Origin of the sequence: Pseudonocardia sp. ICBG1142, from assembly GCF_020496255.1 — a bacterium.
GTDB lineage: Bacteria > Actinomycetota > Actinomycetes > Mycobacteriales > Pseudonocardiaceae > Pseudonocardia.
The window spans coordinates 1468764-1494570 of the sequence record NZ_JAHLJC010000030.1 but is presented as its reverse complement, the minus strand read 5'-3'; the positions used below and the strand labels follow the sequence as shown (position 1 = coordinate 1494570).

General features: G+C 75.9%; 23 protein-coding genes. 11 read left to right on the top strand and 12 right to left on the bottom strand.

Going from position 1 to position 25807, the window contains the following annotated elements:
* Nucleotides 1–142: 142 nt before the first annotated feature.
* The 3 genes from KPL59_RS21345 to KPL59_RS21335 all read right to left on the bottom strand — a co-directional run bounded on the left by KPL59_RS21345 (nucleotide 143) and on the right by KPL59_RS21335 (nucleotide 2716).
* Nucleotides 143–835 carry a demethylmenaquinone methyltransferase gene (locus KPL59_RS21345; protein ID WP_043276411.1) on the bottom strand — a complete coding sequence of 231 codons (693 nt, stop codon included), beginning with the start codon at nucleotides 833–835 and terminating at the stop codon, nucleotides 143–145.
* Between the two features lie 29 nt (nucleotides 836–864).
* A complete protein-coding gene (locus KPL59_RS21340) occupies nucleotides 865–1440 on the bottom strand; it encodes a hypothetical protein (RefSeq protein WP_226361794.1) in 576 nt (191 codons plus the stop codon).
* Between the two features lie 115 nt (nucleotides 1441–1555).
* Complete coding sequence (locus tag KPL59_RS21335) at nucleotides 1556–2716, bottom strand: glycosyltransferase family 1 protein (RefSeq protein ID WP_226361793.1); 1161 nt, start codon at nucleotides 2714–2716, stop codon at nucleotides 1556–1558.
* A gap of 167 nt (nucleotides 2717–2883) precedes the next feature.
* Between KPL59_RS21335 and KPL59_RS21330 the strand changes: the two genes are divergently transcribed.
* A complete protein-coding gene (locus tag KPL59_RS21330) occupies nucleotides 2884–3726 on the top strand; it encodes an inositol monophosphatase family protein (RefSeq protein WP_226361792.1) in 843 nt (280 codons plus the stop codon).
* Nucleotides 3727–3790: 64 nt separating this feature from the next.
* Here KPL59_RS21330 and KPL59_RS21325 read toward each other — a convergent pair whose 3' ends face one another.
* On the bottom strand, nucleotides 3791–4285 hold the full coding sequence (locus tag KPL59_RS21325; RefSeq protein WP_139318916.1) for a DUF3592 domain-containing protein: 495 nt from the start codon (nucleotides 4283–4285) through the stop codon (nucleotides 3791–3793).
* A 96-nt stretch (nucleotides 4286–4381) separates the two neighbouring features.
* On the opposite strand from KPL59_RS21325, the gene KPL59_RS21320 reads away from it, so the two are divergent.
* Nucleotides 4382–5638 carry an isochorismate synthase MenF gene (locus KPL59_RS21320; RefSeq protein ID WP_226361791.1) on the top strand — a complete coding sequence of 419 codons (1257 nt, stop codon included), beginning with the start codon at nucleotides 4382–4384 and terminating at the stop codon, nucleotides 5636–5638.
* A gap of 33 nt (nucleotides 5639–5671) precedes the next feature.
* On the opposite strand, the gene menD is transcribed toward KPL59_RS21320, so the two are convergent.
* The gene (menD, locus tag KPL59_RS21315; protein ID WP_226361790.1) at nucleotides 5672–7360 is read right to left on the bottom strand and encodes a 2-succinyl-5-enolpyruvyl-6-hydroxy-3-cyclohexene-1-carboxylic-acid synthase; all 1689 of its coding nucleotides are present in this window, start codon (nucleotides 7358–7360) and stop codon (nucleotides 5672–5674) included.
* 312 nt (nucleotides 7361–7672) lie between these two features.
* Here menD and KPL59_RS21310 point away from each other — a divergent pair, with 312 nt between their 5' ends.
* Both KPL59_RS21310 and KPL59_RS21305 read left to right on the top strand, forming a co-directional pair.
* The gene (locus tag KPL59_RS21310; RefSeq protein ID WP_226361789.1) at nucleotides 7673–8374 is read left to right on the top strand and encodes a dienelactone hydrolase family protein; all 702 of its coding nucleotides are present in this window, start codon (nucleotides 7673–7675) and stop codon (nucleotides 8372–8374) included.
* Between the two features lie 20 nt (nucleotides 8375–8394).
* The gene (locus tag KPL59_RS21305) at nucleotides 8395–10041 is read left to right on the top strand and encodes an ABC-F family ATP-binding cassette domain-containing protein (RefSeq protein WP_226361788.1); all 1647 of its coding nucleotides are present in this window, start codon (nucleotides 8395–8397) and stop codon (nucleotides 10039–10041) included.
* Between the two features lie 66 nt (nucleotides 10042–10107).
* On the opposite strand, the gene KPL59_RS21300 is transcribed toward KPL59_RS21305, so the two are convergent.
* The 4 genes from KPL59_RS21300 to KPL59_RS21285 form a co-directional block, all read right to left on the bottom strand.
* The gene (locus tag KPL59_RS21300) at nucleotides 10108–10425 is read right to left on the bottom strand and encodes an adhesin (protein WP_226361787.1); all 318 of its coding nucleotides are present in this window, start codon (nucleotides 10423–10425) and stop codon (nucleotides 10108–10110) included.
* A 186-nt stretch (nucleotides 10426–10611) separates the two neighbouring features.
* The gene (locus KPL59_RS21295; protein ID WP_226361786.1) at nucleotides 10612–11436 is read right to left on the bottom strand and encodes an aldo/keto reductase; all 825 of its coding nucleotides are present in this window, start codon (nucleotides 11434–11436) and stop codon (nucleotides 10612–10614) included.
* Between the two features lie 76 nt (nucleotides 11437–11512).
* Entirely contained in the window at nucleotides 11513–12358 is an 846-nt protein-coding gene (locus KPL59_RS21290; RefSeq protein ID WP_226361785.1) for a patatin-like phospholipase family protein, read from the bottom strand.
* Nucleotides 12359–12444: 86 nt separating this feature from the next.
* Nucleotides 12445–15375: an FAD-binding and (Fe-S)-binding domain-containing protein gene (locus KPL59_RS21285; protein ID WP_226361784.1), complete on the bottom strand. Its 2931-nt coding sequence runs from the start codon at nucleotides 15373–15375 to the stop codon at nucleotides 12445–12447.
* 137 nt (nucleotides 15376–15512) lie between these two features.
* Here KPL59_RS21285 and KPL59_RS21280 point away from each other — a divergent pair, with 137 nt between their 5' ends.
* The gene (locus KPL59_RS21280; protein ID WP_226361783.1) at nucleotides 15513–16406 is read left to right on the top strand and encodes an aminoglycoside phosphotransferase family protein; all 894 of its coding nucleotides are present in this window, start codon (nucleotides 15513–15515) and stop codon (nucleotides 16404–16406) included.
* 17 nt (nucleotides 16407–16423) lie between these two features.
* Entirely contained in the window at nucleotides 16424–17326 is a 903-nt protein-coding gene (locus KPL59_RS21275) for a 1,4-dihydroxy-2-naphthoyl-CoA synthase (protein WP_226361782.1), read from the top strand.
* A gap of 4 nt (nucleotides 17327–17330) precedes the next feature.
* Here the strand turns inward: KPL59_RS21275 and KPL59_RS21270 are convergent, their stop codons facing one another.
* Complete coding sequence (locus tag KPL59_RS21270) at nucleotides 17331–17630, bottom strand: hypothetical protein (protein ID WP_226359125.1); 300 nt, start codon at nucleotides 17628–17630, stop codon at nucleotides 17331–17333.
* Between the two features lie 176 nt (nucleotides 17631–17806).
* On the opposite strand from KPL59_RS21270, the gene menE reads away from it, so the two are divergent.
* The 3 genes from menE (at nucleotide 17807) to KPL59_RS21255 (ending at nucleotide 22061) form a co-directional block, all read left to right on the top strand.
* Nucleotides 17807–19090, top strand: a complete 1284-nt coding sequence (menE, locus tag KPL59_RS21265) for an o-succinylbenzoate--CoA ligase (protein WP_226361781.1) — start codon at nucleotides 17807–17809, stop codon at nucleotides 19088–19090.
* A 226-nt stretch (nucleotides 19091–19316) separates the two neighbouring features.
* Nucleotides 19317–21053, top strand: coding sequence for a hypothetical protein (locus tag KPL59_RS21260; RefSeq protein ID WP_226361780.1), 1737 nt, complete (start codon nucleotides 19317–19319; stop codon nucleotides 21051–21053).
* Between the two features lie 135 nt (nucleotides 21054–21188).
* Nucleotides 21189–22061 carry a 1,4-dihydroxy-2-naphthoate polyprenyltransferase gene (locus KPL59_RS21255; protein ID WP_226359128.1) on the top strand — a complete coding sequence of 291 codons (873 nt, stop codon included), beginning with the start codon at nucleotides 21189–21191 and terminating at the stop codon, nucleotides 22059–22061.
* Nucleotides 22062–22227: 166 nt separating this feature from the next.
* On the opposite strand, the gene KPL59_RS21250 is transcribed toward KPL59_RS21255, so the two are convergent.
* Complete coding sequence (locus tag KPL59_RS21250) at nucleotides 22228–22773, bottom strand: DUF4229 domain-containing protein (RefSeq protein ID WP_226361779.1); 546 nt, start codon at nucleotides 22771–22773, stop codon at nucleotides 22228–22230.
* Nucleotides 22774–23073: 300 nt separating this feature from the next.
* Between KPL59_RS21250 and KPL59_RS21245 the strand changes: the two genes are divergently transcribed.
* The gene (locus KPL59_RS21245) at nucleotides 23074–23286 is read left to right on the top strand and encodes a BldC family transcriptional regulator (RefSeq protein ID WP_043276768.1); all 213 of its coding nucleotides are present in this window, start codon (nucleotides 23074–23076) and stop codon (nucleotides 23284–23286) included.
* 85 nt (nucleotides 23287–23371) lie between these two features.
* Nucleotides 23372–23605, top strand: coding sequence for a hypothetical protein (locus tag KPL59_RS21240; protein WP_020622554.1), 234 nt, complete (start codon nucleotides 23372–23374; stop codon nucleotides 23603–23605).
* A gap of 129 nt (nucleotides 23606–23734) precedes the next feature.
* Here KPL59_RS21240 and KPL59_RS37080 read toward each other — a convergent pair whose 3' ends face one another.
* A complete protein-coding gene (locus KPL59_RS37080; RefSeq protein WP_226362123.1) occupies nucleotides 23735–25123 on the bottom strand; it encodes a MinD/ParA family protein in 1389 nt (462 codons plus the stop codon).
* Between the last annotated feature and the right edge of the window lie 684 nt (nucleotides 25124–25807).

Below are 25807 nucleotides of genomic sequence, written 5' to 3'. Positions count from 1 at the left end.
CGGCCGGCAGCGGGCGAGACGGCGGGGCGGGAACGGCGGGGCGGGCGCGGCAGAGCGGGGTGGGAACGGCGGGGCGGGGCGAGCGCGGCGGGGTGCGACACCCCGGCGGGGCGAGGCGACCCGGCGGGCAGGACCGGCGGAGTCAGGCCGGCTTGTACGCCCGGTGCAGCGCGACGGCTCCGAAGGTCAGGTTCCGCCAGGCTGGGCGCTCCCAGCCTGCGTCGGCGATCTTGGCGGCGAGCGAGGGCTGGTCGGGCCAGTCCCGGATCGACTCGGCCAGGTACAGGTAGGCCTCGGGGTTCGACGAGACCGTCCGGGCGATCGCCGGGAGGGCGTGGCCGAGGACCGCGTTCTGGTAGAGCACGCGGAAGGGGGCCCAGGTCGGCGTCGAGAACTCGCAGACGACCAGGCGGCCGCCGGGGCGGGTCACGCGGGCCATCTCGCGCAGGCCGGCGACGGTGTCGTTCACGTTGCGCAGGCCGAAGGAGATGGTGACGGCGTCGAAGCTGCCGTCGGCGAAGGGCAGGTGCAGCGCGTCGGCGGCGGCCTTCGGTACGTCCCGGCGGGCACCGGCCCGCAGCATGCCGAGGGAGAAGTCCGCGGCGACGCACCAGGCGCCGTCCTTCGCCAGCTCGACGGTCGAGACCGCGGTGCCCGCGGCGAGGTCGAGGACCTTCTCTCCCGGGCGGAGCCCGAGGGCACGGCGGGTCTGGATCCGCCAGTAGCGGTCCTGGCCGCCCGACAGCGCGGTGTTGGTCAGGTCGTAGCGCCGGGCGACGCCGTCGAACATGCGGGCGACGTCGGTCGGGTTCTTGTCGAGCTCGGCGCGGGACACGGACACAGCTTAGGCGACCCGGCCGGCCCTCACCGCTGACCGAACTGCTCGCGCAGCACCTCGCGCAGGCCCCTCAGGTACTCCGCGCGCACCCGGGCGGCGACGCCGGCCCACTCGGCCGACGGCGTGGCCACCCCGGTGCCGTCGCCGGTGAGGGCGCCCATGCCGTGCAGGGCGATCCAGCGGTGGTCGTAGTCGTGGGGCGCCGCCCGGTCCCAGGCGACGGCGCGGATCGCCGCGCGGCGGACCCGGGCCGGGTCGGCGAAGGCCCACCGGTTCACCGGCTCCCCGAACCGGTCGCGCAACACCGCCAGCGCCTGGGCAGCGGTGGTGTCGGTACAGCGGCAGGCGTCGTAGCGGGCCCGCAGCTGGCCCGCGTAGAACCAGCGGGCGGCCTCGGCCATCTCGCCGTCGGCGACGAGGTTCTCCGACAGGGCGAACAGCACCGGCGGCATCTGCCGGTGCGGGGCGTCGAGGACGTCGGCGCGGGCGGCGGACCGGACCGTGGGCGCGGGGTCGAGCAGATGGGACATCAGGCGGACGGCGGCGGAGGTGTCGACCGTGGCGAGCTCGCCACGGGGCGCGACGACGACGGTGCGGCTCATGGGCCCACCGTCGCCGACCTGCCGCGGCCCCGGATCCGCACGACTACGGAGCCGGCCCGATCGAGCCGCGACGATCAGCCTGACGATCCGGCTGAGAACGATCAGGCCGCGACGATCAGGCCGCGACGCGCTCCGGCGCCGCGGCGCGGAGCACCTCGCCGTAGTGGGCGAGCAGCTCGTCGCCGACCGCGGTCCAGGTGCGGCGCAGCACCGACTGGCGGGCGGCCAGGCCGAACTCCCGGTTGCGCTGCGGCTCGCACAGCGCCGCGACCGCGGCGACCAGCTCACGGTCGGCGGAGTCGGTGGCCGGGTCGCCGGGCGCTCCGCCGTCCGGACGGGGTGCCACGAGGTAGCCGGTGCGGTCGGGCAGCACGAGGTCGCGCGGGCCGCCCGCGTCGGGCGCCACGACAGGGACGCCCGAGGCGAGCGCCTCCTGCACGGCCTGGCAGAACGTCTCGGCCTGTCCGGTGTGGACGAACACGTCGAGGCTCGCGTAGATCTGCGCGAGCTCGTCGCCGCCGCGGTGCCCGAGGAACGCCGCCGACGGCAGCCGCTCGCGCAACCCGTCGGCGCTGGGGCCGTCACCGACGACGACCAGCCGCGTCCCGGGCAGCTCACCCAGCACGGCGAGCCGCTCGACCTGCTTCTCCGGGGCGAGGCGGCCGACGAACCCGATGAGCCGCTCGCCGTTCGGGGCCAGCCGGCCGCGCAGTGCGTCGCTGCGCCGCGACGGGGTGAACCGGCGGGTGTCGACGCCGCGCGCCCACTGGTGCACCCGCGGGACACCGCGCTCGCGCAGCGCCCCGGTCGCCCAGCTCGACGGCGCGAGGGTCCGGTCGGCCATGCCGTGCAGCCGGCAGGTCCAGCGCCACGCCGCCCGCGCGGTCAGCCCGAGCCCGTAGGCGGAGGCGAACCCGGCGACGTCGGTCTGGTAGATCGCGACCGTCGGCACGCCGAGGCGCCGCGACGCCGCCAGCCCCCGTGCCCCGACGACGAACGGCGCCGCCAGGTGCACCACGTCGGGCCGGAACCGGCGCAGCGCGGTCAGGATCCGCCTGCTGGGCACCCCGACCGGCATCGAGTTCACCACCGGCAGCTCGACGGCCGGGATCCGCACGACCGGGATCCCCTCGTGGGAGTCCGGCTCACCGGTGCCCGGCGCGATCACCACGACATCGTGACCCCCTGCCCGCAGGTGCTCGCACACCCGCAGCACCGAGTTGGTGACGCCGTTGACCACCGGCAGGAAGCATTCCGAGACGATTGCGACGCGCACGGCCGGAACGGTGACGGGGTCGGGACAGCGGGTCGGGTCCCTGGCGTGATCAACCACCCAACCCTGGGCGAACATCGAGTGGGCGGGTCACGAGTTGGCGCGTCCGGCACAAGGTGGACACCCGCGCGTCGTCGCCGGGACATCACCCGCCCGGACACTCGGGTCGCATGACGGCCGTGCCCCACACCCCGCCACACACGGTGCCCCCCCTGGTGCCGTCCCCCCGGCCGGTGGACCCGGCACTGCTCTCCCGTGCCCTCGAGACCGCGGGCAGGCTGGCCAACGACGCCGCCGAGGTGATCACCGCGACGCTGGGTCGCGAGCACACCGGTTCCCTCGACGCCTCCGCCAAGGCCAACCCCTTCGACTGGGTCACCGACACGGACCGCACCCTGGAGCGGCACACCCGCCGGGTGCTGGCCGCGGAGTTCCCCGGCTGCCCGGTCGTCGGCGAGGAGTTCGGCGCCGACACCGGTGCCGACACCGCGCCGCTGCGCTGGGTCGTCGACCCGGTCGACGGGACCGCGAACTACGTCGCGGGCCTGCCCTGGTGCGCCTACAGCCTGGCCCTGGTCGACGGCGACGGCCCGGCCGTGGGCGTCGTCGCCGACCCTGGGCGCGGGCAGATCTACGCCGCCGCCCGCGGGCGCGGCTTCCGGGCCAACGGCGTGCCGGTGCCGGAGCGGCGCACCGCCCGGGTCGCCGGGTCGCTCATCTGCGCCGAGGATCCCGAGCCCGGGTTCGTCGAGCGCGCCCGCGCCGCGCACGTCGGCGTGCGGGTGCTCGGCTCCGCCGCGCTGGCGATCACCCAGGTCGCGCTCGGCAACGCCGTCGCCGCGGTGCTGACCCGCTACCACGAGTGGGACATCGCCGGGGCGCTCTGCCTGGCCACCGAGGCCGGCGCGCTGGTGCTGGGCCGCGACGGCCGGTCGACGCCGCTGCCCGAGGGCGGGCTGCTCGTCGTGGCGCCGCAGGTAGTCGCCGAGGTCGGGGCGCTCTGGCGGGGCTGAAGCACGACATCGCTGCCCACCGCCCGACACGGCCGGGCGGCGCGGGCGGGTCGGGCCGGCGGCCTCAGACGGTGCCGGTGCGGGCCCGGCGGCGACGCAGCCACACGTACAGCGGACCGAGGAGGACCCAGCCGCCCGCGATCAGCCCGGCGATCGGGAGGATCCCGTCGACGGCGGTGCGACCCGCGACACGCACGTGCGTCGGGTCGGCGGTGTCGTACTCCACGTAGATGTTCTCGCCCGGGGTGAGCCCGACCGGGTAGGAGATGCCCGCGGCCGGGGTCTGCAGCCGGCCCTCGTCGTCGACGAAGCTGACCAGGGTGCGCCAGTAGTCCGAGCCCGGCAGGACGGTCGCGGCGGTGGTGCCGCGGTTGCCGTCGATCGCCGCGTCCTCCAGGAACGCGCCACCCAGCGCCACCAGCGCGACCAGCGTCCACACCAGCGCGACGACCAGGACGATCTCGGGCAGGTGGTACCGCGTCCGGCGGAGCAGCCGGGCCGCGACGGCCGAGGTCTCGGTCAGCACATCGCCGGTGGGACGGCCGCTCGGACTGGTCACGGGGCCCGATTCTAGGAGCGCCCCGGCACCCGGGTGTGTCCGGTGCCTCGCCCCCTCACGCCAGCCTCCCCGGCGGAGGTTGCCTACTCTCGAAGGGTGACCGTCGCACCGGCCAGCACCGCGTTGCGCGTCCGGACACGCCCCCTGCGACTCGACGGGCGGCTGCTGGACGTGCTGCCCGCCGACGCCGGGGCGCTGTCCTGGGTGCGCGACGGCGAGGGCGTGGTCGGCTGGGGCGAGGTCGCCCGGTTCACCGCGTCGGGGCCCGAGCGCTTCGCCGAGGCCGACCGTTGGTGGCGCCGAGTGGTCGACCGGCTCGACGCCGGCGCCGGCTACGACGATGTCCACCTCCCCGGCACCGGCGCCCTCGCGTTCGCCTCGTTCACCTTCGCCGACGGCTGCCCGGGCTCGGTGCTCGTCGTCCCGCGGGTGATCGTGGGACGGCGCGGGCACCGAGCCTGGATCACCGAGATCACCACCGCCGACGCCCCGGAGACTCCCGGCAGGCTGCCGGTCCCGTCGCCGGTGCGTCCCAGCGGACGGCTGCGCTACGCCGACGGCCAGGTCTCCGCGCACCGGTACCGGGCCGCCGTCGCCTCGGCGGTCGGGCGGATGCGCGACGGGGAGCTGGAGAAGGTGGTGCTCGCGCACGACCTGCTCGCCGTCGCCGACCGCCCGCTGGATCCACGGTTCCTGCTCCGCGGGCTGGCCCGGCGCTACCCGACCTGCTGGAGCTACGCGGTCGACGGCCTGGTCGGCGCCACCCCCGAGCTGCTGCTGCGGCTGCGCGGGCGCACCGTGGAATCGCGGGTGCTGGCCGGCACGATGTGGCCCGGGTCCGGACCGGACGCCGACACCGCGGGCGCGCTGATCGGCTCGTCGAAGGACCGCCGCGAGCACACCTACGCCGTGGACTCCCTCGCCGAGTCGCTGCGCCCGCTGGTGGCCGAGCTGCACGTGCCGGACGCGCCGACGGTGCTCACCCTCCCGAACGTCTCGCACCTGTCCAGCGACGTGCACGCCCGCCTCGACCCGTCCCGGCCCGCGTCGCTGCTGACGCTGGTCGGCGCCGTGCACCCGACCGCCGCCGTCGGCGGCACCCCGACCCCGGACGCGACGGCGCTGATCTCCGAGATCGAGGGTCTCGACCGCGGCCGCTACGCGGGCCCGGTCGGCTGGGTCGACGCCGAGGGCGCCGGCGAGATGGGCATCGCGCTGCGCTGCGCGGAGCTGCAGGGACGCACGGCACGGCTGTTCGCCGGGTGCGGGATCGTCGCCGACTCCGATCCCGACGGCGAGGTGCGCGAGGCCGCCGCCAAGATGCGCGCGGTCCGCGAGTCCCTGGAGGGCTGAGCCCCGACCGGCCGCGACGCGGGCCCGGGGGGCTCAGTCGAGCGCCGCGGCGAGCGTCCGGCGGAGCCCGGCGTGCGCGTCGCGCAGCCCGTCGCGGCGCGCCGCGACCCGGACCAGCCGCCGTCCCGAACCGGGCCGGGCCGCGAGCTCGCATGCGTCGCCGCCCCAGTCGGTCGCCGCCCAGCCCGCCGCCCGGGCCAGCGCGACGACGTCCACCCCGGTCGGCGTGCCGAAGACGCGCTCGAAGGCGTGGGCGTGCGCCGGGCCGCCCTGTTCGAGCAGGTGGAAGATGCCGCCGCCGTCGTCGTCGAGGACGGTGACGGTCAGGTCCGGGGACGGCTCCCCCGGTCCGACGACCAGCCCGGTGGTGTCGTGCAGCAGCGTGAGGTCGCCGAGCAGCAGCGCCGTCGGGCCCGGGTGCGCGAGCGCGGCGCCGAGGGCCGTCGACACCGTCCCGTCGATGCCCGCGACGCCGCGGTTGGACCGCACGGTGAGCCCGGGGCGGGGTACGGCGGCCAACGCGACGTCGCGCACCGGGTTCGACGAGCCGAGGACGAGCTGCCCGCCGTCGGGCTGGGCGGCGACCAGGTCACGGGCCAGCCGCAGGCCGGGCGCACCCGCGGCGGTGCCGTCGTCGAGCGCGGCGTCGAGGGACGTGGCCGCGACCCGGTCCGCGTCGCGCCAGGACCGCACCCAGTCCTCGGGCGGGGACAGCGCAGGCAGCGCGCCGACGGCCCGGACCGTACCGGCGACGTCGGTCCAGGGAGCGCCGTCCGGGCCGGGGTCGGCGAACACCGCCACCGACGGGTCGGCCAGCAGCGCGGCGACCCCCCGGTGCAGGGTGGGCCTGCCGAGCACGACGACCTGGGCGGGGCGCAGCCCGGGGCGGCCGAGCAGCCACGGGCCGGTGCGCAGCGCGTGCGGCCACCAGCGCGAGGACGGCTCCGCGACCAGCGGGGCCCCGCCGAGCAGCGCGGGGTCCGGCGCGGGCCCGCCCGCCCCGGCGACGACGAGCGTGCGCGCCCCCGGGTCCAGCTCCAGCGGCGGCAGCGTGTGGACCGGGCGGGACACCGCGGTCCAGGGCGCGCCACCGGGGCGCCCGGCGGGCAGGTCCGTGCCCGGCGGACCGGCGTCGTGCTGCCCGGTGCCCGGCCCGGCCGGGTCGTCGTCGGGCACGAGCGGGTCGGTGTAGGGCAGGTCGAGGTGCACCGGGCCGGGGGCACCCGCACCGGCACCGGTGGCCGCGGCGAGCATCCGCGCGACGACCGCCCGCCAGCGCCGCGCCTCCGGCTCGGTGCTGCCCAGCGGCACCGGCAGCGCGCCGGCCCAGCGCACCGCGCCGCCGTACAGGCCGGACTGGTCCACGGTCTGGCTGGCGCCGGTGCCGACCAGCTCCGGCGGCCGGTCCGCGGTCAGGACCAGCAGCGGGACCCCCGAGTGCGACGCCTCCAGCACCGCAGGGTGCAGGTTCGCCGCCGCCGTCCCGGACGTGACGACGACCGGGACCGGGCGGCCCGACGCCAGCGACAGGCCGAGCGCGAGGAAGCCCGCGGCGCGCTCGTCGATGCGCACGTGCAGCCGGACCGTGCCGCACGCGTCGGCCCGGGCCAGCGCGAACGCGGGCGGCGCGTTGCGGGATCCGGGGCACAGGACCGCGTCGGTGACACCGGCTCGCGCCAGCTCGTCGACGAGGACGCGCGCCTGCGCGGTCGAGCCGTTCACCCCATCACCCCTCGCGACGACGGTACCGGCGCGGTGACCGCGGTCCGCACCAGGCCGGTACCGATCCGGCCGGAACCGGTGAAATCACCCCACGAGGGCCCTACCGTGACGAAGGCGCAGAAGTCCGTCGATGGGGAGGGACCGTGTCCGAGCCCGGCAGGCCGGAACACCGCGGGTCCCGGGCGACCAGGACCGCGCCACCCAGGACCTGATCCGGTACGTACCGCCCGAACCGCGTCGCGCTCCGGCGGGACGCGGTTCGGGGGCGTAGAACGGGGTCGACCCGTCGCTCACCCCCGGGAGGCCGGAGACGTGCCACGCACCGACTTCACGATCAGCACCCCCGACGGCGACGGCCCGTGGCCGGGCGTGCTCCTCTACCCCGACCCCGGCGGTGTCCGGCCGGCCATCCACGACATGGCCGCGCACCTGGCGTCGCTGGGCTACGCGGTGCTGCTGCCCGACGTCTACCACCGGCACGGCGACTGGGCCCCGTTCGACTTCGCCACCGTGTTCTCCGACCAGCCCGAGCGGGAACGGCTGATGGGCATGGTGCGGTCGCTGACGCCCGAGCTCGTGGCGGTCGACGCCGAGGCCTGGGTGACCGCGCTGCTGGCGCGCCCCGAGGTCCACGGCACGGCGGTCGGCACCACCGGCTACTGCATGGGCGGGGTGATGAGCCTGCGCACCGCGGCGACCCAGCCGGAGCGGGTCGCGGCCGCGGCGTCGTTCCACGGCGGCAACCTCGCCACCGACGACCCGACCAGCGTGCACCGACTCGCCGACCGCATCCGGGCCGAGGTGTACGTGGCCGGCGCGACCGACGACTCCTCCTTCCCCGACGAGCAGAAGCAGCGCCTCGCCGACGCGTTCTCCGCCGCCGGGGTGTCGGCGACCCTGGAGACCTACCCGGCCGCGCACGGTTTCGCGGTGCCGGACGCCCCCACCCACGACGACGACGCCGAGCAGCGGCACTGGGAGGCCCTGCACCGCCTCTTCGGGGCGAACCTTTAGGGGTAGCGTCTGCGCTCGACATGAGCGCGACCCTTCACGTGACGGGCCTGGCCGCGGGCCACGGCGACCGCCCCCTGTTCTCCGGGCTGGACCTCGTCGTCGCACCCGGCGACGTCATCGGGCTGGTCGGTGCCAACGGCGCCGGCAAGTCCACCCTGCTGACGGTGCTGGCCGGCTCGCGGCCCGCGGACGACGGGTCGCTGACCCTGGCCCCGCCCGACGCGACCGTCGGGCACCTGCCGCAGGAGCCCGACCGGCGTCCCGGGGAGACGGTCGCCGGGTTCCTGGCGCGCCGGACCGGCGTCGCCGACGCGCAGGCGACGATGGACGCCGAGGCGGAGGGGCTGGCGTCGGGCACTCCCGGCGCCGACGACCGCTACGCCGCCGCGCTGGACCGCTGGCTGGCCCTCGGTGGCGCCGACCTCGACGAGCGCTCCGGGGAGGTGCTGCGCGAGGTGGGCCTGGCCGTCGGTCCGGACGCCCCGATGACCGGGCTGTCCGGTGGGCAGGCGGCGCGGGCGAACCTCGCCGCGCTGCTGCTGTCCCGCTACGACCTGCTGCTCCTCGACGAGCCCACCAACGACCTCGACCTCGACGGCCTGGAGCGGCTGGAGCGGTTCGTGGGCGGCCTCGCCCGGCAGGGCACGCCGACCGTGCTGGTCAGCCACGACCGGGAGTTCCTGGCACGCACGGTGAATCGGATCGTCGAGCTGGACCTGGTCCAGCAGCGGATCGACGTCTACGACGGCGGTTACGAGTCCTACCTCGCCGAGCGCGAGGTGGCCCGGCGGCACGCCCGCGAGGACTACGAGGAGTACGCGGGGAAGCTCGGGTCCCTCCAGCAGCGCGCCGCCATGCAGCGCAACTGGATGGCCCAGGGCGTGCGCAACGCCCGGCGCAAGACGAAGGACCCGGACAAGAACGTCCGCGCGCAGCGCCAGGAGTCCAGCGAGAAGCAGGCCGCGAAGGCCCGGCAGACCGAGCGGGCGATCGAGCGGCTGGAGGTCGTGGAGGAGCCCCGCAAGGAGTGGGAGCTGCGGATGGAGATCGCCTCCGCGCCCCGGGCCGGGTCGGTCGTCGCGCGGGCCGACGCCGCCGCAGTGCGCCGCGGTGACTTCGTGTTCGGCCCAGCCACCGTGCAGGTGGGCTGGGCGGACCGGGTCGTCGTCACCGGTGCGAACGGGGCGGGCAAGTCGACGCTGCTCGGGCTGCTGCTGGGGCGGATCACCCCGGACTCGGGTTCGGCCGGTCTCGGCTCGGGGGTGCTGGTCGGCGAGATCGACCAGGCCCGCGGGGCGTTCCTCGGGGAGGCGACGCTGCTGCGCGCCTTCGGCGAGCAGGTGCCGGACTGGCCGGAGTCCGAGGTGCGGACGCTGCTCGCGAAGTTCTCCCTGGGCGCCGACCAGGTGCTGCGGACGGCGTCGTCGCTGTCGCCCGGTGAGCGGACCCGCGCCGCGCTGGCGCTGCTCCAGGCACGCGGGGTGAACCTGCTGGTGCTCGACGAGCCGACCAACCACCTCGACCTGCCCGCCATCGAGCAGCTGGAACGGGCGGTCGAGGAGTTCGACGGGACCGTCCTGCTGGTGACCCACGACCGGCGGATGCTCGACACGGTGCGCGCCACCCGCCGCTGGGACGTGCGCGACGGGACCGTCACCGAACTCTGAGTCGCTCCGGGACGACCGTGGCCCCACCGGTGTCCGGCGGGGCCACGACGCGCGGTCGGCGTGGGGTCAGGCCTGCGGGGCGTCCGGGGCCTCGGGCTGCTCGACGATCGCGAAGCGCAGCTCCTGCTCGCCCTGCTCGGTCGCCACGGGCTGGACGGCGAGGACCTTGTCGTCCAGCAGCTGGGCCGCGGCCGGCTCGAGGAAGACGGTGATGCCCTCCCCTCGCAGCACGGTGTCCTGCGCGTCGCCCGCCTGCGCGAGGGCCAGCTCCAGCCCCTGCGCCGGGTCCGGCGCGGAGATGCGCAGGCCCCCGTCCTCGGGCAGCTCGGCGTCGGTGCTCAGGGTCTTGATCGCCTCGGCGGCGTTCTCGGTGATCGCCAACATCGTCCCCACCGTACGGACGTGTGCGCCCACGTCCACCGGGTCGCCCCGTGCCGGGCCCCCGTCGGGTGACGACCGGCGCCGTGCCCACCGGAAACAGTCGGAGTGACACGCGTCACCCTCCCCGTCACGACGACGGCCCGGCGCCCCTGCGCGAGGGTGCCGGGCCGTGGTGTCGCGGGGCGCGGATCAGCCGAAGTCGTCGGGGTCCGGGCCGATGCGCTTGCCGGTGTGGAGCTTCTCCACCGCGGCGATGTCGTCCTCGCTCAGCGCGAAGTCGAAGATCTCGAAGTTCTCCTTGATGCACTCCGGGTTGTTCGACTTCGGGAACACGATGTTCCCGAGCTGGATGTGCCAGCGGAGCACGACCTGCGCGGCCGACTTGCCGACCCGCTGGGCGATCTCCGTCAGCTCGGGCGCCTCGAGCAGTCCCTTGCCCTGGCCGATCGGGCTCCACGCCTCCAGCGCGATGTCGTGCTGCTGGAGGTACTCGCGCAGCTCGCGCTGCACCAGGCGCGGGTGGAACTCGATCTGGTTGACCGCCGGGACCGTGGAGGTCTCCTTCGCCAGCCGGTCGAGGTGGTCGGTCTGGAAGTTCGAGACGCCGATGGACAGCGCCTTGCCCGCCTTCTGCGCGTCCTCGAGGCCCTGCCAGGTCTCGACGTAGCGGTCCTGCTTCGGCTGCGGCCAGTGGATCAGGTAGAGGTCCACGTGGTCGAGGCCGAGCTTGGTGAGGCTCTCGTCGAGCTTGCGGACCGCGGCCTCGCGGCTGTGCCCGTCGTTGTTCAGCTTGGTGGTGATCCACAGCTCGTCGCGCGGGATGCCGGAGTCAGCGACGGCCTTGCCGACGCCCTCCTCGTTGCCGTACATCTGCGCGGTGTCGATGTGGCGGTAGCCGAGGTCCAGGGCCGCCTTGACCTTGTCCGCGGTGTCACCGGGCTCGATCTGGAAGACACCGAAACCGAGCTGCGGGATCTGCCGGCCGTCGTTCAGCTTGATCGTGGGAACAGTCATGTCCGTCGGCTACCCGCACCGGCGCGCGCTCATACCGGCCCGTGGGATCCGTCTCGGGCGGGAATGCGGGCCCGGCTCAGCGCCAGACCCGTGCGACCTCGGCGGCGACGTCCGCCGCCTGCGCCCGGCCGGCCCGCGCCGACGCGGGACGGCGGGCCGGGTCGAGCGGGTTGCGGCCGAACGCCCGGCGCGAACGCCGGTCCGGCTCGACGACGGCGACCCGGGCCAGCGCGCCGAGCGCCTCGGCCTGCACCCGCGGCGTCCCGGCCCCGCCGAGCCCCAGGGAGAGCGGCGCGATGACGACGACGCGGCCGTACCCGGCGGCGAGGTCGGCGTTGGCCGCCGAGCGGGCCCCGCCGTCGATCCAGCGGGTGCCCGTGGCCGTGACCGGCGGCCAGACGCCGGGCACCGCGCAGCTGGCAGCGACCGCGGTGGCGAGCTCGACGCCGTCGTCGCGGCCGAAGGCCCGGAACGCGCCGGTGTGGGCGTCGACGGCGGTCACCCGCAGGTCCCGGTCGGCAGGCCAGTCGGCGCCGTCGAGCCGGGACCGGATCACCGCGATCCGATCCGCCTCCGGCACCGTCTCGGCGTCGAGGGCGAGGCGGCCGATCCGGGCCCGCACCCGGGTCGCGTCGCGCGGGCCGGCGAGCGCGGCGAGGCCGTAGCGGACCGCGAGCCGCAGCCCGAGGGCCGCGGCGATCTCCCCGGACGGCGCGGCGAGCTGGGTCCGGGCGAGCGCGGCCGGGTCACGCCCGACCGCCAGGTTGGCGCCCACCACCGACCCCGCCGAGGTCCCGACGACGAGGTCGGCGTCCCGCAGGTCGACGCCGTCGGCGAGGAGCCCGGCCAGCAGCCCGTACATCCAGGCGACGCCGGTCAGCCCGCCGCCGCCCAGCACCAGCGCCCGTCGGTCGTCGGACATGGGTCCTCCTCGTCGGCGCCCTGCATGATCACCACGGGTGAGGGGTCCGGTGCCGGATCCGGCACCGGGCCCCTCACTCCCGACGATCACCCTCGCAGGGCGCGGTACGCGATCTGGGCCAGGTGCACCGGCTCCCGTTCGCCGGCCTGGCGGACCTGGGTGCGGCAGGAGTAGCCGTCGGCCAGCAGGGCCACGGACTCGTCGGCGGACCGGACCGCGGGCAGCAGGGCCCGCTCGGCACACGCCATCGAGACGTCGTAGTGGCCGTCCTCGAAGCCGAAGTCGCCGGCCAGACCGCAGCAGCCGGAGTCGAGCACGGTGGCGTCGACGCCGAGTGCCGCGAGCACCGCGCGGTCGGGCTCGGAGCCCAGCTCGGCGTGCTGGTGGCAGTGGATCTGCACCAGCGCCGCGCCGTTGCCCTCGCCCGCGACGGCGGACAGCTCGTCGGCGTGCCGGGCCAGCAGCTCGGCGAAGGTCGACACCTGGTTCTTCAGGGCCTTCACCCGGGGCTCGTCGGGCAGGAGCTCGGCGGCGTCGCTGCGCAGCGCCGCGGTGCAGGACGGCTCCAGCCCGACGACCGGGATCCCGGCGTCGAGCGCCGGGCCGATCGCGCGCAGGCTGCGCGCCAGCACCCGGCGGGCCGCGGTGACCTGGCCGGTGGAGGTCCAGGTCAGGCCGCAGCAGACGTTGCGCGGGGGCAGCTCCACCCGGTACCCGAGCCCGGTCAGCACCGCGACGGCGTCGGCGGCGATCTCCGGGTCGAAGTGGTCGGTGAAGGTGTCGGTCCACAACAGCAGCGGGCCGCGGCTGCCGGGCGGAACACCGAGGTCCGGCACCGTCGACATGGGCAGCCCGCGGGCGGCCTGGGCGGTGTAGGTCTCCCGGGCGATCGGCGGGATGGCGCGGCGGGCGTCGATGCCGCCTGCCTTCTTCGCGACCTTCGCCAGGAACGGGACCTGCGCGAGCCGGTTCAGCCCGTCGACGGCCGCGGCCGGCAGCACCCCGACCGCGCGCAGCCAGCGCGGGAGGGCACCCATCGAATAGTGCGTGCGCGGGCGCAGCTTGCGGTGGTAGCGGTTCGCGAGGAACTCGGTCTTGTACGAGGCCATGTCGACCCCGACCGGGCAGTCGGACTTGCAGCCCTTGCAGGACAGGCACAGGTCGAGCGACTCGGCGACCTCGTCGGACTGCCAGCCGTCGGTGATGATCTCGCCGTTCGCCATCTCGAACAGCAGCCGGGCGCGGCCGCGGGTGGAGTGCTTCTCCTCCTTGGTCACGTTCCAGCTGGGGCACATCACCCCGGAGCCGGTGTCGACGGCGCACTTGCCGACGCCCAGGCAGCGCCGGGTCGCCCGGTGGAAGCTGCCGCGGTCGTGGCCGAAGGCCAGCTTCGGCTCGTCCGGCATGGTCGGCATGCCGAGCTGGACGCGCAGGTTCTCGTCCATCGTCGCCGGGCGCACGACGCGACCCGGGTTCATCCGGTCGTCCGGGTCCCAGATCCCCTTGAATTCCTCGAACGCGGTGATGATCTGCGGCGGGTACATCCGCGGGAGCAGCTCGGCGCGGGCCTGGCCGTCGCCGTGCTCGCCGGACAGCGACCCGCCGTGCGCGACGACGAGGTCCGCGGCCGCGATCATGAAGTCTCGGAAGTTCTGCACACCGGGCTTGGTGAGCAGGTCGAAGTCGATCCGCACGTGCAGGCAGCCGTCGCCGAAGTGGCCGTAGTAGATGCCCTTGCGGCCGTGGGACTCCAGGACCTTGTCGAACTCGCGCAGGTAGGCGCCGAAGCGCTCCGGCGGGACGGCGGCGTCCTCCCAGCCGGGCCAGGCCTCGCCGCCCTCGGGCGAGCGGGTCAGCAGCCCGGCGCCCTCCTCGCGCACCTTCCACAGCGCGACCATCCGCTTCGGCTCACCGACGACGACGGCGCCGGTCGTGTAGGCCTTCATCGCGTCGACGACGGCCTGCGCGGCGGCCTCGGCCTCGGCGCGGGTGGCGCCGCCGGTCTCGACGTAGAGCCAGCCGTTGCCCTCGGGCAGCATCCGGCTGGTCGTCTCGTCGGGGCGCAGCGCCCGCAGCGAGGCGATCAGCCCGGCGTCCATGCCCTCGATGGTCAGCGGCTTCTGCTCGCGGACGATCATCACGTTGTCCGCGGCGTGGTAGGCGTCCGGGAAGCCGAGCACGGCCAGCGCGCGGGCGGGCGGGGACTCGACCAGGTCGACGGTCGCGGACAGGATCGTCGCGCAGGTCCCCTCGGTGCCGACCAGTGCCTTCGCCAGGTTCACGTTCCCCGGCACGAGCTGGTCGAGGTTGTAGCCCGACACCCGCCGGGTCAGCTCGGGCACGTGCCTCTCGACGTCGCCGGCGACCCTCGTGCCCAGGGCGCGCAGCGCGTCCGGGATCGCGCCGGTCTCGGTGCCCTCGCCGCCGAGGACGATCCGCTCGCCGCGGTAGGTGAGGACCTCCAGCTCGCGGACGTTGTCGACGGTCTTGCCCCAGGCCACCGAGTGCGAGCCGCAGGCGTTGTTGCCGATCATGCCGCCGATCGAGCAGCGGTTGTGCGTCGACGGGTCCGGGCCGAACGTCAGCCCGTGCGGCTTGCCGGCGTCGCGCACGGCGTCGCAGACGGCGCCGGGCTGCACGGTCGCGGTGCGGGCGTCGGGGTCCACGGACAGGATCGCGTCCATGTGCGTGCGGAAGTCCATCGCGACCGCGGTGTTGACGGCCTGGCCCGCGATGGAGGTGCGGGACCCGACCGGCATGACCGGGACGTCGTGCGCGCGGCACACGGCCATGGCGGCCTCGACGTCGGCGGCGTCGCGCGGGGCGATCACGCCGATCGGGACGCCCCGGTAGTTCGAGGCGTCCGCCGACCACATCGCACGGCTGCCCGCGTCGAACCGGACCTCCCCGCCGATGGCGGCACGCAGGTCGTTCTCCAGGGCGCGGTACGCGGTGGTCGAACGCGATCCGCCTTCGCTCCTCGCGGTGGTGGGACGCGCGGCGCTGTCGGTGGTCACGGGGCTCCTCTCGGCGCAGACTCCGGCCCGTGCGACGGGTCGGGACTGGGAGCCGACGCTACCCCGCGGTCCCCGGGTCGCTCCCGTCGACGGGAACCCGGTTGCGGTGATCCGGATCGCCTCGGCACGCTGCGCCGATGCCCCGTGACGAGCTCGCCGACACCGTGGTGCGTACCTGGGGCCCGGCGGGCGCGACCTGGCTGGCGACCCGGGACCGGCTGCTCGGCGACCTCGCGGGCGAGCTGGGCCTGGAGCTCGGCGCGACGCTGCCGCAGACCTTCCACGCGGTGCGCGCGGTGACCTGCGCGGACGGCACCCCGGCCGTGCTGAAGGCCGGCGTGCCCGACGGCCACCTCGACGCCGAGACCGCCGCGCTGCGCGCCTGGGACGGCGACGGCGCGGTCCGGCTGCTGTGGGCCGACCCGGCCCGCGGCGCGCTGCTGCTGGAGCGCGCCGAGCCCGGCACCGAGCTCACGGCCGTGCCCGACGACCGGGCCGTCGAGGTGATCGGGGGGCTGCTCGCCCGGCTGCACCGCGCGCCCGTCCCGGCGGGGCTCGACCACGTCGCGGTCGAGCGGGCGGCGTTCGACGCGCACCTGGCCCGCCCCGACGCTGTCCTGCCCCGGCCGCTGGTGGAACGGGCGGCGGCGGTGTGGACGCAGCTGTGCGGCTCCGCGGAGCGCGAGGTGCTGCTGCACGGGGACCTGCACCAGCACAACGTCCTCGCCGCGACCCGCGAGCCGTGGCTGGCGATCGACCCGCACGGCCGGGTCGGCGACCCCGGCTACGACTGCGGGCAGCTGCTGTACAACCCCCTGGACGCCGACCCGGCCGAGCTGGCCCGCCGCGCCCCGGGTCGGCTGGAACGGCTCGCCGACGCCGTCGGGATCGGGTGGGACCGCGCGGTGGCGTGGGGGTTCGCGGTGTGCGTGCTGTCGGAGGTCTGGGACGCCGACGGCGACGCCGGGTGGACCGGCCCCGGCCCCGCGCTCGCCGTCGCACAGCGGCTGGCGCCGCTCGTCGCGGACTGAGTCCTTACAGTGCGGCCATGACCGTCTCCGAGACCTTCGATCCGGACGCGTGGACACCGGTCGACGGGTTCGACTTCCGCGACATCACCTACCACCGCGCCCGCGACACCGGCGCGGTCCGGATCGCGTTCGACCGCCCCGAGGTCCTCAACGCCTTCCGGCCGGGCACCGTCGACGAGCTGTACCGCGCCCTGGAGCACGCCCGGACCAGCTCCGACGTCGGCGCGGTCCTGCTGACCGGCAACGGCCCCTCCCCCAAGGACGGCAAGCGCGCCTTCTGCTCCGGCGGCGACCAGCGCATCCGTGGCCGCACCGGCTACCAGTACGCCTCCGGGGACACCGCGGACACCGTCGAGCAGGGTCGGGCGGGGCGGCTGCACATCCTGGAGTGCCAGCGGCTGATCCGCTTCATGCCCAAGGTCGTCATCGCCGTGGTCAACGGCTGGGCCGCCGGGGGCGGGCACTCGCTGCACGCCGTCGCCGACCTCACGATCGCCTCCCGCGAGCACGCCCGCTTCAAGCAGACCGACGCCGACGTCGGCTCCTTCGACGGCGGCTACGGCTCGGCCTACCTCGCCCGCCAGGTCGGCCAGAAGTTCGCCCGGGAGATCTTCTTCCTCGGCCGGACCTACAGCGCCGAGCAGATGCACCACATGGGCGCGGTCAACGCCGTGGTCGACCACGCCGAGCTGGAGACCGAGGCCCTGCAGTGGGCCCGGGAGATCAACGGCAAGTCGCCGCAGGCCCAACGGATGCTGAAGTACGCGTTCAACCTCGCCGACGACGGCCTGGTCGGCCAGCAGCTCTTCGCCGGCGAGGCGACCCGGCTGGCCTACATGACCGACGAGGCGGTGGAGGGCCGGGACTCGTTCCTGGAGAAGCGCGACCCGGACTGGTCGCCCTTCCCCTGGCACTACTAGGTCCTCACTCCGCGGTCGGGCGCGGCCGGGGCACGGGGACCGGCCGCGCCGCGGCGCCCCGCGGGCCGCTCTGCTGCGGGACCGCGACCGCCGGGCGCTGCGGCACCGGGACCCGGACCGGCACCGGGGCCGGGGCGGGGGTCGGCACCGGGGCCGGAGCGCCGACCGGGCCGGACGGCAGCTCGAAGGCCAGTGCCGCGAGTTCACCGGCGTCCGCACGGTGCCCGGAGCCGGCGGGCCGACGGCAGCGCAGCGAGCGCGGGCTCCCGGTCGGGGACGCGTCGGCGGAGGCGGTGTACGGCATGGTGAGCTCCTTCGAACCCGTGACCGGCGGGCGGGTGCGCCGCCGCTCTCACCCCCTGAGTCGGGCGGGAGGCCGTCCGCGTTGCACGTGCCCTACACCGTTCCCCGAATCTGATGAAAGAGGCCGTTCGGACGCTGCTTCCGGTTGCGTGCGTCACGGCAGACAGGGTTGACAGCATGACTGTGCGTGCACTTCCGGTGGACGGCTCCGCGGAGTCGGTGATCCGGCTGGCCGCCGCGCTGCGGGCCGCCCTCGACGGCGCGGGGCCCGCGGTGCTGCCCGTGCGATCCGGGCCCGGTCCGGACGCGGGCGCCGGGCAGGCCGACCCGAACCGGCCCGGCACAGGCCAGGCCGACACCAGGCAGCCCGGCGCAGGGCAGGCCGACACCGGGCAGACCGCCGCGCTGCCGGGGCCGGTGGCGCGGGCGGCAGCCGCCGGGGAGCTGCCCGACGGGCTGGTCGCCGTCGTCGCCACGTCGGGATCGACCGGGGAGCCCAAGTACGTCGCGCTCACCGCGGACGCGCTGCGGGCCTCCGCCGCGGCGACGCACGCCCGTCTCGGCGGCCCGGGGTCGTGGCTGCTCACGCTGCCCGCCGAGCACGTCGCCGGGGTCCAGGTGGTGCTGCGGGCCCTGCTCGCGGACACGGCCTGTGTGGTCCAGGACGTCCGCGACGGCTTCCGGCCCGACGGCCTGGCCCGTGCGACCGGGCGGATGGCGCACGGCACCCGTCGCTACACCAGCCTCGTCCCGACCCAGCTGGCACGGGTCCTCGACCACCGCGCCGCCCCGCTGTACGCCCTGGCCGGGTACGACGCCGTGCTCGTCGGCGGGGCGGCGCTGGACCCGCGGCTGCGCGAGCGCGCGCTCGCCGCGGGGGTGCGGGTGGTCACCACCTACGGGATGAGCGAGACCTGCGGCGGCTGCGTCTACGACGGCGTCCCGCTCGACGGCGTCGAGGTCACCCTCGACCCGGCCGACGGTCGGGTGGTGCTGGGCGGGCCGGTCGTCGCCGGCGGGTACCTGGGGGCACCGGAGGCGACCGCGGAGGCCTTCGTGTCCGACGGGGGCGTCCGCCGGTTCCGGACGGGGGACCTCGGCACCCTCGCGCCGGACGGGACGCTGACCGTCCTGGGCCGGGCCGACGACGTCGTCAACACCGGGGGCGAGAAGGTCGCGCCGGCCGCGGTGGAACGGGCTCTCCTGGCGGTCGACGGCGTCCGCGCGGCGTGTGTCGTCGGCCTTCCCGACGACGAGTGGGGTCAGATCGTGGCCGCGCTCGTGGTGCCCGCCGCGGCCGCCCCGGACGATCACGCTCTGTGCGCCGCGGTCCGCGCGGCCTGCGGTCGGGCCGCCGTGCCGCGGTTGCTGCTGCGGGCCGACACCGTGCCCGAGCGCGGGATCGGCAAGCCCGACCGCACCGCCGTCGCGGAGCTCCTGACGAGGGCACGCTCCGCCTGACCGCTCACCCAGCGGAGTTGTCGGTCACGTTCAGCAGTGGGATCGCACCGTTGCGTCACGGTCTCCACCACCCGATCCGCGTACACACCTTGGAGTTGGTTCACACAGAGTGCGTTGCGCGCGCCCCTGAAATCGAGTGTGCTACGACCACTGGCGACTCAGAACCCACACCCATCACAGGGTTCCCCGTCGTCACACGAGTCACAGCTATCAGCGGGGGTTGTCCATGCGCAGCATCACGCGGGCCGGGCTGCGGGCCATCGGTCTGCTCGCCGCGACCGGCGCGCTCTGTGCCGCCGCCACGGTCCCGGCGATGGCCGGCGAGCCGGGCACGACGTGGCAGCCGGAGCTGAGCGAGGGCACCGGCAACGGTGTCGTCGTCTCGTCCGACGGGGCCCGGTTCGACCGTTCGACGGCCTTCGGGGCCCCGGCGGACGAGGGGGACACGGAGTCCTCCGCGGACCCGGCCGAGGTCGTCCCGACCGGGCTGCTGACCCTCGCTCCGCGCACCCTGGACACCCCGACCCGCGAGGTCGACTCCCGGCTGGTCGCGGACACCCCTCCCGGTTCGACGGCGTCGGTCGACGTCCGGGGCAAGCGGGCAGGCGGTGGCTGGACCGAGTGGATCCCCGCCGAGGGCTCCCGCACCGAGCTGCCGGAGGCCGTCACCGAGGTGCAGGGACGCCTGGTCCTCACCGCCACCGGGTCGGCCGGTCCGACCGTCCGGGAGGTCACCCTCACCGCGACGCCGAGCGCAGGCGCCGAGGGCGAGCCGCTCACCGAGGCCGCTCCGCGCAGCTACTCGGTGTTCGCGACCCGCGAGGGGCTCGTCGGCGGCACCACCGCGAACGGCCACAAGATCGTCAACCGGGACCGCTTCGTCGCGCTGCCGTCGCGTCGGGCGCTCTCGGCCAACGGCAAGACCGACTACTCGGTGAAGGTCTGCGCCCCCAACGGCCGCTGCGCGATCGCCCCGGTGTGGGACATCGGTCCGTGGAACACCAAGGACGACTACTGGAACCCGTCGAACCAGCGCCAGATGTGGAAGGACCTGCCCCAGGGCGTGCCGCAGGCCGCGGCCGCGCGCAACGGGCACAACGGCGGCAAGGACCAGTTCGGCCGCAAGGTCGCCAACCCGGCGGGCATCGACCTGGGCGACGGCATCTTCTGGGACGTCCTGGGACTGAAGGACAACTCGCAGGTCCAGGTCGACTACCTGTGGACCGGGTCGCAGCGGCTGTCCGCGATCCGCACCGAGGGTGCCCCGGACGTGCAGATCCTCGCCCGTCCCGAGGCCGGCGCGGAGTCGGTCGGGATCGCCGTCGACGCCACCGAGGTGCCGGTGCAGTGCACCTCGGGCGCGTTCGTCCGGATCGGCGACGGCCAGTACCTCCCGACGACGGCGTTCGCCGGGCTGCCGGGCGACGTCCCGGCCTGCGACGCCCCGGCCGCGCCCGCCGCGCCCACTCCGTCCGACGCCTCTGCCGCCGGGCCCACGCCCGCTGCGCCGTCCGCGCCCGGCGCCTCCGCTGCGCCTGGTGGGTCTGCTGCGCCCGCCGCGTCCGGTGGTTCCACTGCTCCCGCCGCGTCCGGCGGCACCGCTGCTCAGGCGGCCGCCGGCTCCGCTGCTCCGGCGGCGCCCGCCGGGCCCGCGGCTTCCCCCGCGCCCGGCGGGTCCGCGACCTCTCCGGGACCCGGCGGGTCCGCGATCTCTCCGGCACCCGGCGGGTCCGCCGGGGCGGCCGGCTCACCGGCTCCGGCCACCCCCTCCGCCCCGGCAGGCGTCGCTCCGGCCGCCCCCGCACCGTCACCCTCCGGGGCGGACCGGCCGGGCACCGGGGCTCCGGCCGCCGGCGGATCCACCCCCACGCCAGCACCCACGAGCGACGTCCCCGACGGCGCCAGCCAGGCCGCCCGCGTGATGCCCGGCTCGGCCCAACGCGCACCCTCCGGCACCCCCTGACCTCCCGGGTCCGCAGCCACACCCCTGGGCCGGTCCTCACACCCGTTGCAGCGGGTGTGGCGACCGGCCCAGGGGTGTGGCTGTGAGGTGGGACGGTTCCGGCGGGACGGCCCTGCGGCGGGATAGGTTTCCGGGGTGGCCACCACGGCAGAGTGGGTCGAGGGTGCGCGGCCGCGCACCCTTCCCACCGCGATCTCCCCCGTCCTCGTCGGGACCGGCGCCGCGCTCGGCGCGGGCGCCGTCGCTCCCGGCTCCGCACTGCTCGCCCTCCTGGTGGCGGTCGCGCTGGTGATCGGGGTGAACTTCGCCAACGACTACTCCGACGGCATCCGCGGCACCGACGACGAGCGCGTCGGCCCCCAGCGCCTGGTCGGCTCCCGGGCCGCCGAACCGGCCATCGTGAAGACCGCGGCGTTCGCCTGCTTCGGGATCGCGGCCGTCGCCGGGCTGGTGCTCACGGCGGTCTCGGGCCAGTGGTGGCTGCTGCTCGTCGGGGCCCTGTGCATCGTCGGGGCCTGGTACTACACCGGCGGATCGCGGCCCTACGGCTACGCCGGGCTCGGCGAGGTCGCGGTGGTCGTGTTCTTCGGCCCGGTCGCGGTGCTGGGAACCATGGTGACCCAGGCCGGGCGCGTCGACGCCGCCGCCGTCGGGGCCGCGGTCGGTGCCGGGCTGCTGACCTGCGCCGTGCTCGTCGCGAACAACCTGCGGGACATCCCGGGCGACCGGGTCGTCGGCAAGCGCACCCTCGCGGTGCGGCTCGGGGACCGCGGCACCCGGCTGCTCTACCTCGCGCTGGTGCTGGTGCCGTTCGTCGTCGCGGTCGGTGCCGCCTTCGACCGGCCCGGCGTGCTGCTGGCGCTCCTCGCACTGCCCGCGGCCGTGCGGCCGGTGCGGATCGTGCTCGGCGGGGCACAGGGCCCCGCGCTCATCCCCGTCCTCAAGGACACCGGCCTGCTCCTGCTGGCCTGGGGCGTGGCCGTGGCGGTCGGGCTCGCGTTCGGCTGAGACCGGTCCCGACACCGCCGGCGGATCGATCCGTCCCCGGACCGAGGCGCGCCATCCGCACGTCGGAGTACGGCGGTCGGCCGTACCGGGGCGATCCGTCCCGGGAAGGGGCCCGCGGGCCCACACGTCGGAGCGCGACCGGCCGGCGGGCCGGGGCGTCCGACCGTCAGCGGGCCGGGCCGTCGGCCGCCGACGGGGCCGGGTCGGACCCGGCGGACGCCTCAGCGCCGTCAGCGCCGTCAGCGCCGTCAGCGCCGTCAGCGATCGACTGCGACGCGGCAGACGGGGAAGCGCCCGACGGAGACGCGCCGGACGGAGACGCGGTGGACGGTGCTCCGGTCGCCGACGGGGACGTGTCGGCCGACGGGGAGGCCGGCTCGGCGGGTGTGACAGGGGTCGGCGGCGGGCCGACGTCGCCGCGCAGCTGGGCACGCAGCGACGCCCGCTCGGACGACCGGCGGGCCGTCGACGCGGCGATCGCCCGGTCCAGCCGCTCCCGCAGCCCGCGGAACAGCACCATCGACAGCGGCAGTGCCACGACGAGCGCCACGAGCAGCGCGACGAGCCACGGCACACCGATCAGCGCGAGGACGACCGTCATCACGGCGAGCAGACCGAGCCGCGCGAGCGTGTAGAGCGCCACCGTGGTGGCCAGCCCGGGCTCACCGGCACGCTCCCGCGCCGCGGCCTGCGGCGGGGTCGGAGACGTCATGGCCACCAGGGTACGGGCCGGACCGGCCGGGCCGCGGCTGCCCGGTTCCGCCCGGGCTCGGCACGGACGTCCGGATCGCCGCCACCCCACCGGGTGGCGGTCCCTCCCCGGATGCCCCCGGCTGTCCGGTTCGACTCGTTCACCGGCTTTGCCCTTTAAGAACCCTTTACCCACACAACACCGTTCGAGTACCCGGGGTCTGTGGTGTCACGATGGCCCGGAAAGAGAGAGCGGTACCCGGCCGGATGCCTCCGGCGAGCACCGTGACACATACTCCACGTGCACTTCGGGAGGATCCCCATGGCAGCTCCGACTCAGGCACCCGAGCGACTTCTCACCCCGGGTGAGGTGGCCACGCTCTTCCGCGTCGACCCCAAGACCGTGACCCGCTGGGCGTCGGCCGGGCGGATCGGCTCGATCCGTACGCCGGGCGGACACCGCCGGTTCCGCGAGTCCGAGGTCCGTGGCCTGCTGGCCGACCTCACCAGCGAGGCGAACAGCGGCCTGCGCTGATCCGGACCACGCACATGGGGTGAGGGTCTCGACTTCACCCGTACGTCAGGCCACCTTCGCTAGGCTGGACAGCGGAGGTGGCCTGATGTTGTTCTTCCTGATCCTTCTCGTCGGCGCGGCCGTGGTCGCGGTGCTGCTCGTGCGGACCCTGCGGTCCGAACAGGTGGTCTCCGACCGCATCCCGCGAGCGGAGTTCCCCTGGTCATCGGGCCAGCGGCCCGAGAAGCCACGGGCGACCGGCCCCGACGACGACCCCGACTTCCTGCGTGAACTCGACGAGAAGGTCCGCAACCAGGAGGACCCGCCCGAGCGTCCCTGAGCGGGTTCGCACGGCCGGCACCTCCACCAAGACGCCTTTACCGAAGGGCGGTCCCCCCGACCGGGCGGACCGCCCTTCGGTGTCTCCGCTCACATATCGGGCGTCGCCAGGCCCGTCCGTGGCCCGGGATCAGACCGGGAAGCCGTCGGCGACGGCCGCCGCCAGCTCCAGCAACGCCGTGCGGGTCGCCTCCTCCAGGCGGTCCAGGTCGATCTCCGCGCCCTCCTCCAGGTGCGGGTCGAACGGCACCTTGACCACGGCCCGGCACCGTCCGGAGAAGTGCTCGGCGACGCGGTCGAGGTCCACCCCGCCACCGGTCCCCCGCCGGTAGACGGTGTTGATGACGACGACGGCGTTGCGCACCAGCGCCCCGTAGCCGTGCGCGTCGAGCCAGTCCAGGGTCGCCGAGGCGCTGCGGGCCCCGTCGATCGAGCCCGACGACACGACGACGATCTGGTCGGCCATCCCCAGCACGCCGTACATCGCGGAGTGCATCAGGCCGGTGCCGCAGTCGGTCAGGACGAGGTTGTAGAAGTGCTCCAGCAGGTCGACCGCGCGCCGGTAGTCGTCCTCGCTGAACGCCTCCGACACCGCCGGGTCCTGCTCGCTGGCGAGCACCTCGAGCCGGGACACACCCTGTGAGGTGTAGGCCCGGACGTCGCTGTAGCGGCGGACCCGGTCGGCGTCGCGCAGCAGGTGGCGGACGGTCGCGGTGGTCTCCAACGGGATCTTCTGGCTCAGCGTCCCGCGGTCGGGGTTGGCGTCGACGGCCACCACCCGGTCGCCGCGGTGCGACGCGAACGTCGCCCCGAGGGTCGCGGTGACCGTCGTCTTCCCGACCCCGCCCTTGAGGCTCAGCATCGCGATCTTGTGCGAGCTGATCAGCGGGCGGTTCGCGCGGGCCACGAAGTCGCGCCGGTGCAGCTCCGCGGGGCTCTCCCCCGGGTTCACCAGGCCGCCGGTGAGCACGTAGACCCAGCGCCGCCATCCGCTCGTCGGCGGACGCCCCGCGCCACCGTGCCCCATGCGCGACGGCGCGAGGTCCAGCCCGCCGTGCGGCTCGTCGCTGCGGCGGTGCTGCGCGGCCCGGGCCTCGATCGCCTCGGGGGCCGTCCAGCGGGGCCGCTTCACCCCCGTCTGCGGGCGGCCGCGCGGCGGGGTCAGGGTGCGCTGGGGTCCGGTCTCCGCGGACTCGTCGTCCCACGCCGCGCGCCAGGGACGGTCCGTCTGACGGGGGCGGCGGTCGTCGCGGGACCGGTCGTCACGGGAACGATCCGTCCGTGGGGTCCCGGGCCGGGCGGGGGGCGTCGGGGCGGCTCCGGCGGGCTCCCGTGTCCCCTCGGTGGGAGCCGCGGCACCACGTCCGGGTGCGGCCGGCTCGGCGTACGGCTGATACCCGCCCCGCGCCGCGCGGCCACCGCTCTCCGCGGGGTCCGCGGGCCCCGGACCCGCGAGATCCGTGGGCGCCGGACCCGCCGCACCAGGGTGGGACCGACCCGTGGGATCCGGGTGCGCCACGGCGGCGGGCACGACCGGTCCGTCGTACCCGGCGGGCGCGGAGCGGTCCGAGGAGTCGTATGCAGCGACCGAGGAGCGGTCCCGGGAGTCGGCTGCAGCAGCCGAGGAGCGGTCCGGGGAGTCCGGGTCGGCCGCCGAGGAGCGGACCGGGGAGTCGGGCGCGGCCGCCGGGGAGTCGTCCCCGGACGTCGTGGCGCGGTCGCCGGCGCCGGCGGCCGTGCGCCCCCCGGACCGGTCGGCACGCCAGATGAGGTCCGCGTCGGGGTCGTCGTCGGGCACCGCGGAGGCGGGCACCGCCCACCACGGCTCGGAGTCGGTGCCCCCGGCCCGGTAGAGGCCGGTGTCGTCGGGGCCGTGGTCGTGCACGCCCGGGTCCGGGGAGGCGTCGTCGCGCCGGTGCCGGGGGTCGCCCGCGGAGGCCTGGGCGGGCTCCTCCTCCTCGGCGTCCGCGGCCGCCGCGGTGCCGGCGGGGGTGGTCGGGCGCGGGGTCTCGCGCAGGGCGGACAGGTCCATCCCGTGCGGCGGGGTGGACGGGTCGATCTCGTCGACCAGGTCGTCGTCGATCTCGGGCAGCTCGCTGCCCCACGCCGAGCCCGCCGGCGGGGTCTGCGTGCCGATGGCCGCGCGGCCCGGGGCGGGCGCCGACGCGGCGCGCTCGGCGGCCGTCGGGGTCCGCGGCGGCGT

What these genes read in the sequence shown, in the direction of transcription:
- KPL59_RS21340 (WP_226361794.1), bottom strand. Translation starts at nt 1,440, where the DNA reads ATGAGCCGCACCGTCGTCGTCGCGCCCCGTGGCGAGCTCGCCACGGTC.
- KPL59_RS21330 (WP_226361792.1), top strand. Translation starts at nt 2,884, where the DNA reads ATGACGGCCGTGCCCCACACCCCGCCACACACGGTGCCCCCCCTGGTG.
- KPL59_RS21305 (WP_226361788.1), top strand. Translation starts at nt 8,395, where the DNA reads ATGAGCGCGACCCTTCACGTGACGGGCCTGGCCGCGGGCCACGGCGAC.
- KPL59_RS21300 (WP_226361787.1), bottom strand. Translation starts at nt 10,425, where the DNA reads ATGTTGGCGATCACCGAGAACGCCGCCGAGGCGATCAAGACCCTGAGC.
- KPL59_RS21295 (WP_226361786.1), bottom strand. Translation starts at nt 11,436, where the DNA reads ATGACTGTTCCCACGATCAAGCTGAACGACGGCCGGCAGATCCCGCAG.
- KPL59_RS21290 (WP_226361785.1), bottom strand. Translation starts at nt 12,358, where the DNA reads ATGTCCGACGACCGACGGGCGCTGGTGCTGGGCGGCGGCGGGCTGACC.
- KPL59_RS21280 (WP_226361783.1), top strand. Translation starts at nt 15,513, where the DNA reads ATGCCCCGTGACGAGCTCGCCGACACCGTGGTGCGTACCTGGGGCCCG.
- KPL59_RS21275 (WP_226361782.1), top strand. Translation starts at nt 16,424, where the DNA reads ATGACCGTCTCCGAGACCTTCGATCCGGACGCGTGGACACCGGTCGAC.
- KPL59_RS21270 (WP_226359125.1), bottom strand. Translation starts at nt 17,630, where the DNA reads ATGCCGTACACCGCCTCCGCCGACGCGTCCCCGACCGGGAGCCCGCGC.
- menE (WP_226361781.1), top strand. Translation starts at nt 17,807, where the DNA reads ATGACTGTGCGTGCACTTCCGGTGGACGGCTCCGCGGAGTCGGTGATC.
- KPL59_RS21260 (WP_226361780.1), top strand. Translation starts at nt 19,317, where the DNA reads ATGCGCAGCATCACGCGGGCCGGGCTGCGGGCCATCGGTCTGCTCGCC.
- KPL59_RS21250 (WP_226361779.1), bottom strand. Translation starts at nt 22,773, where the DNA reads ATGACGTCTCCGACCCCGCCGCAGGCCGCGGCGCGGGAGCGTGCCGGT.
- KPL59_RS21245 (WP_043276768.1), top strand. Translation starts at nt 23,074, where the DNA reads ATGGCAGCTCCGACTCAGGCACCCGAGCGACTTCTCACCCCGGGTGAG.
- KPL59_RS21240 (WP_020622554.1), top strand. Translation starts at nt 23,372, where the DNA reads ATGTTGTTCTTCCTGATCCTTCTCGTCGGCGCGGCCGTGGTCGCGGTG.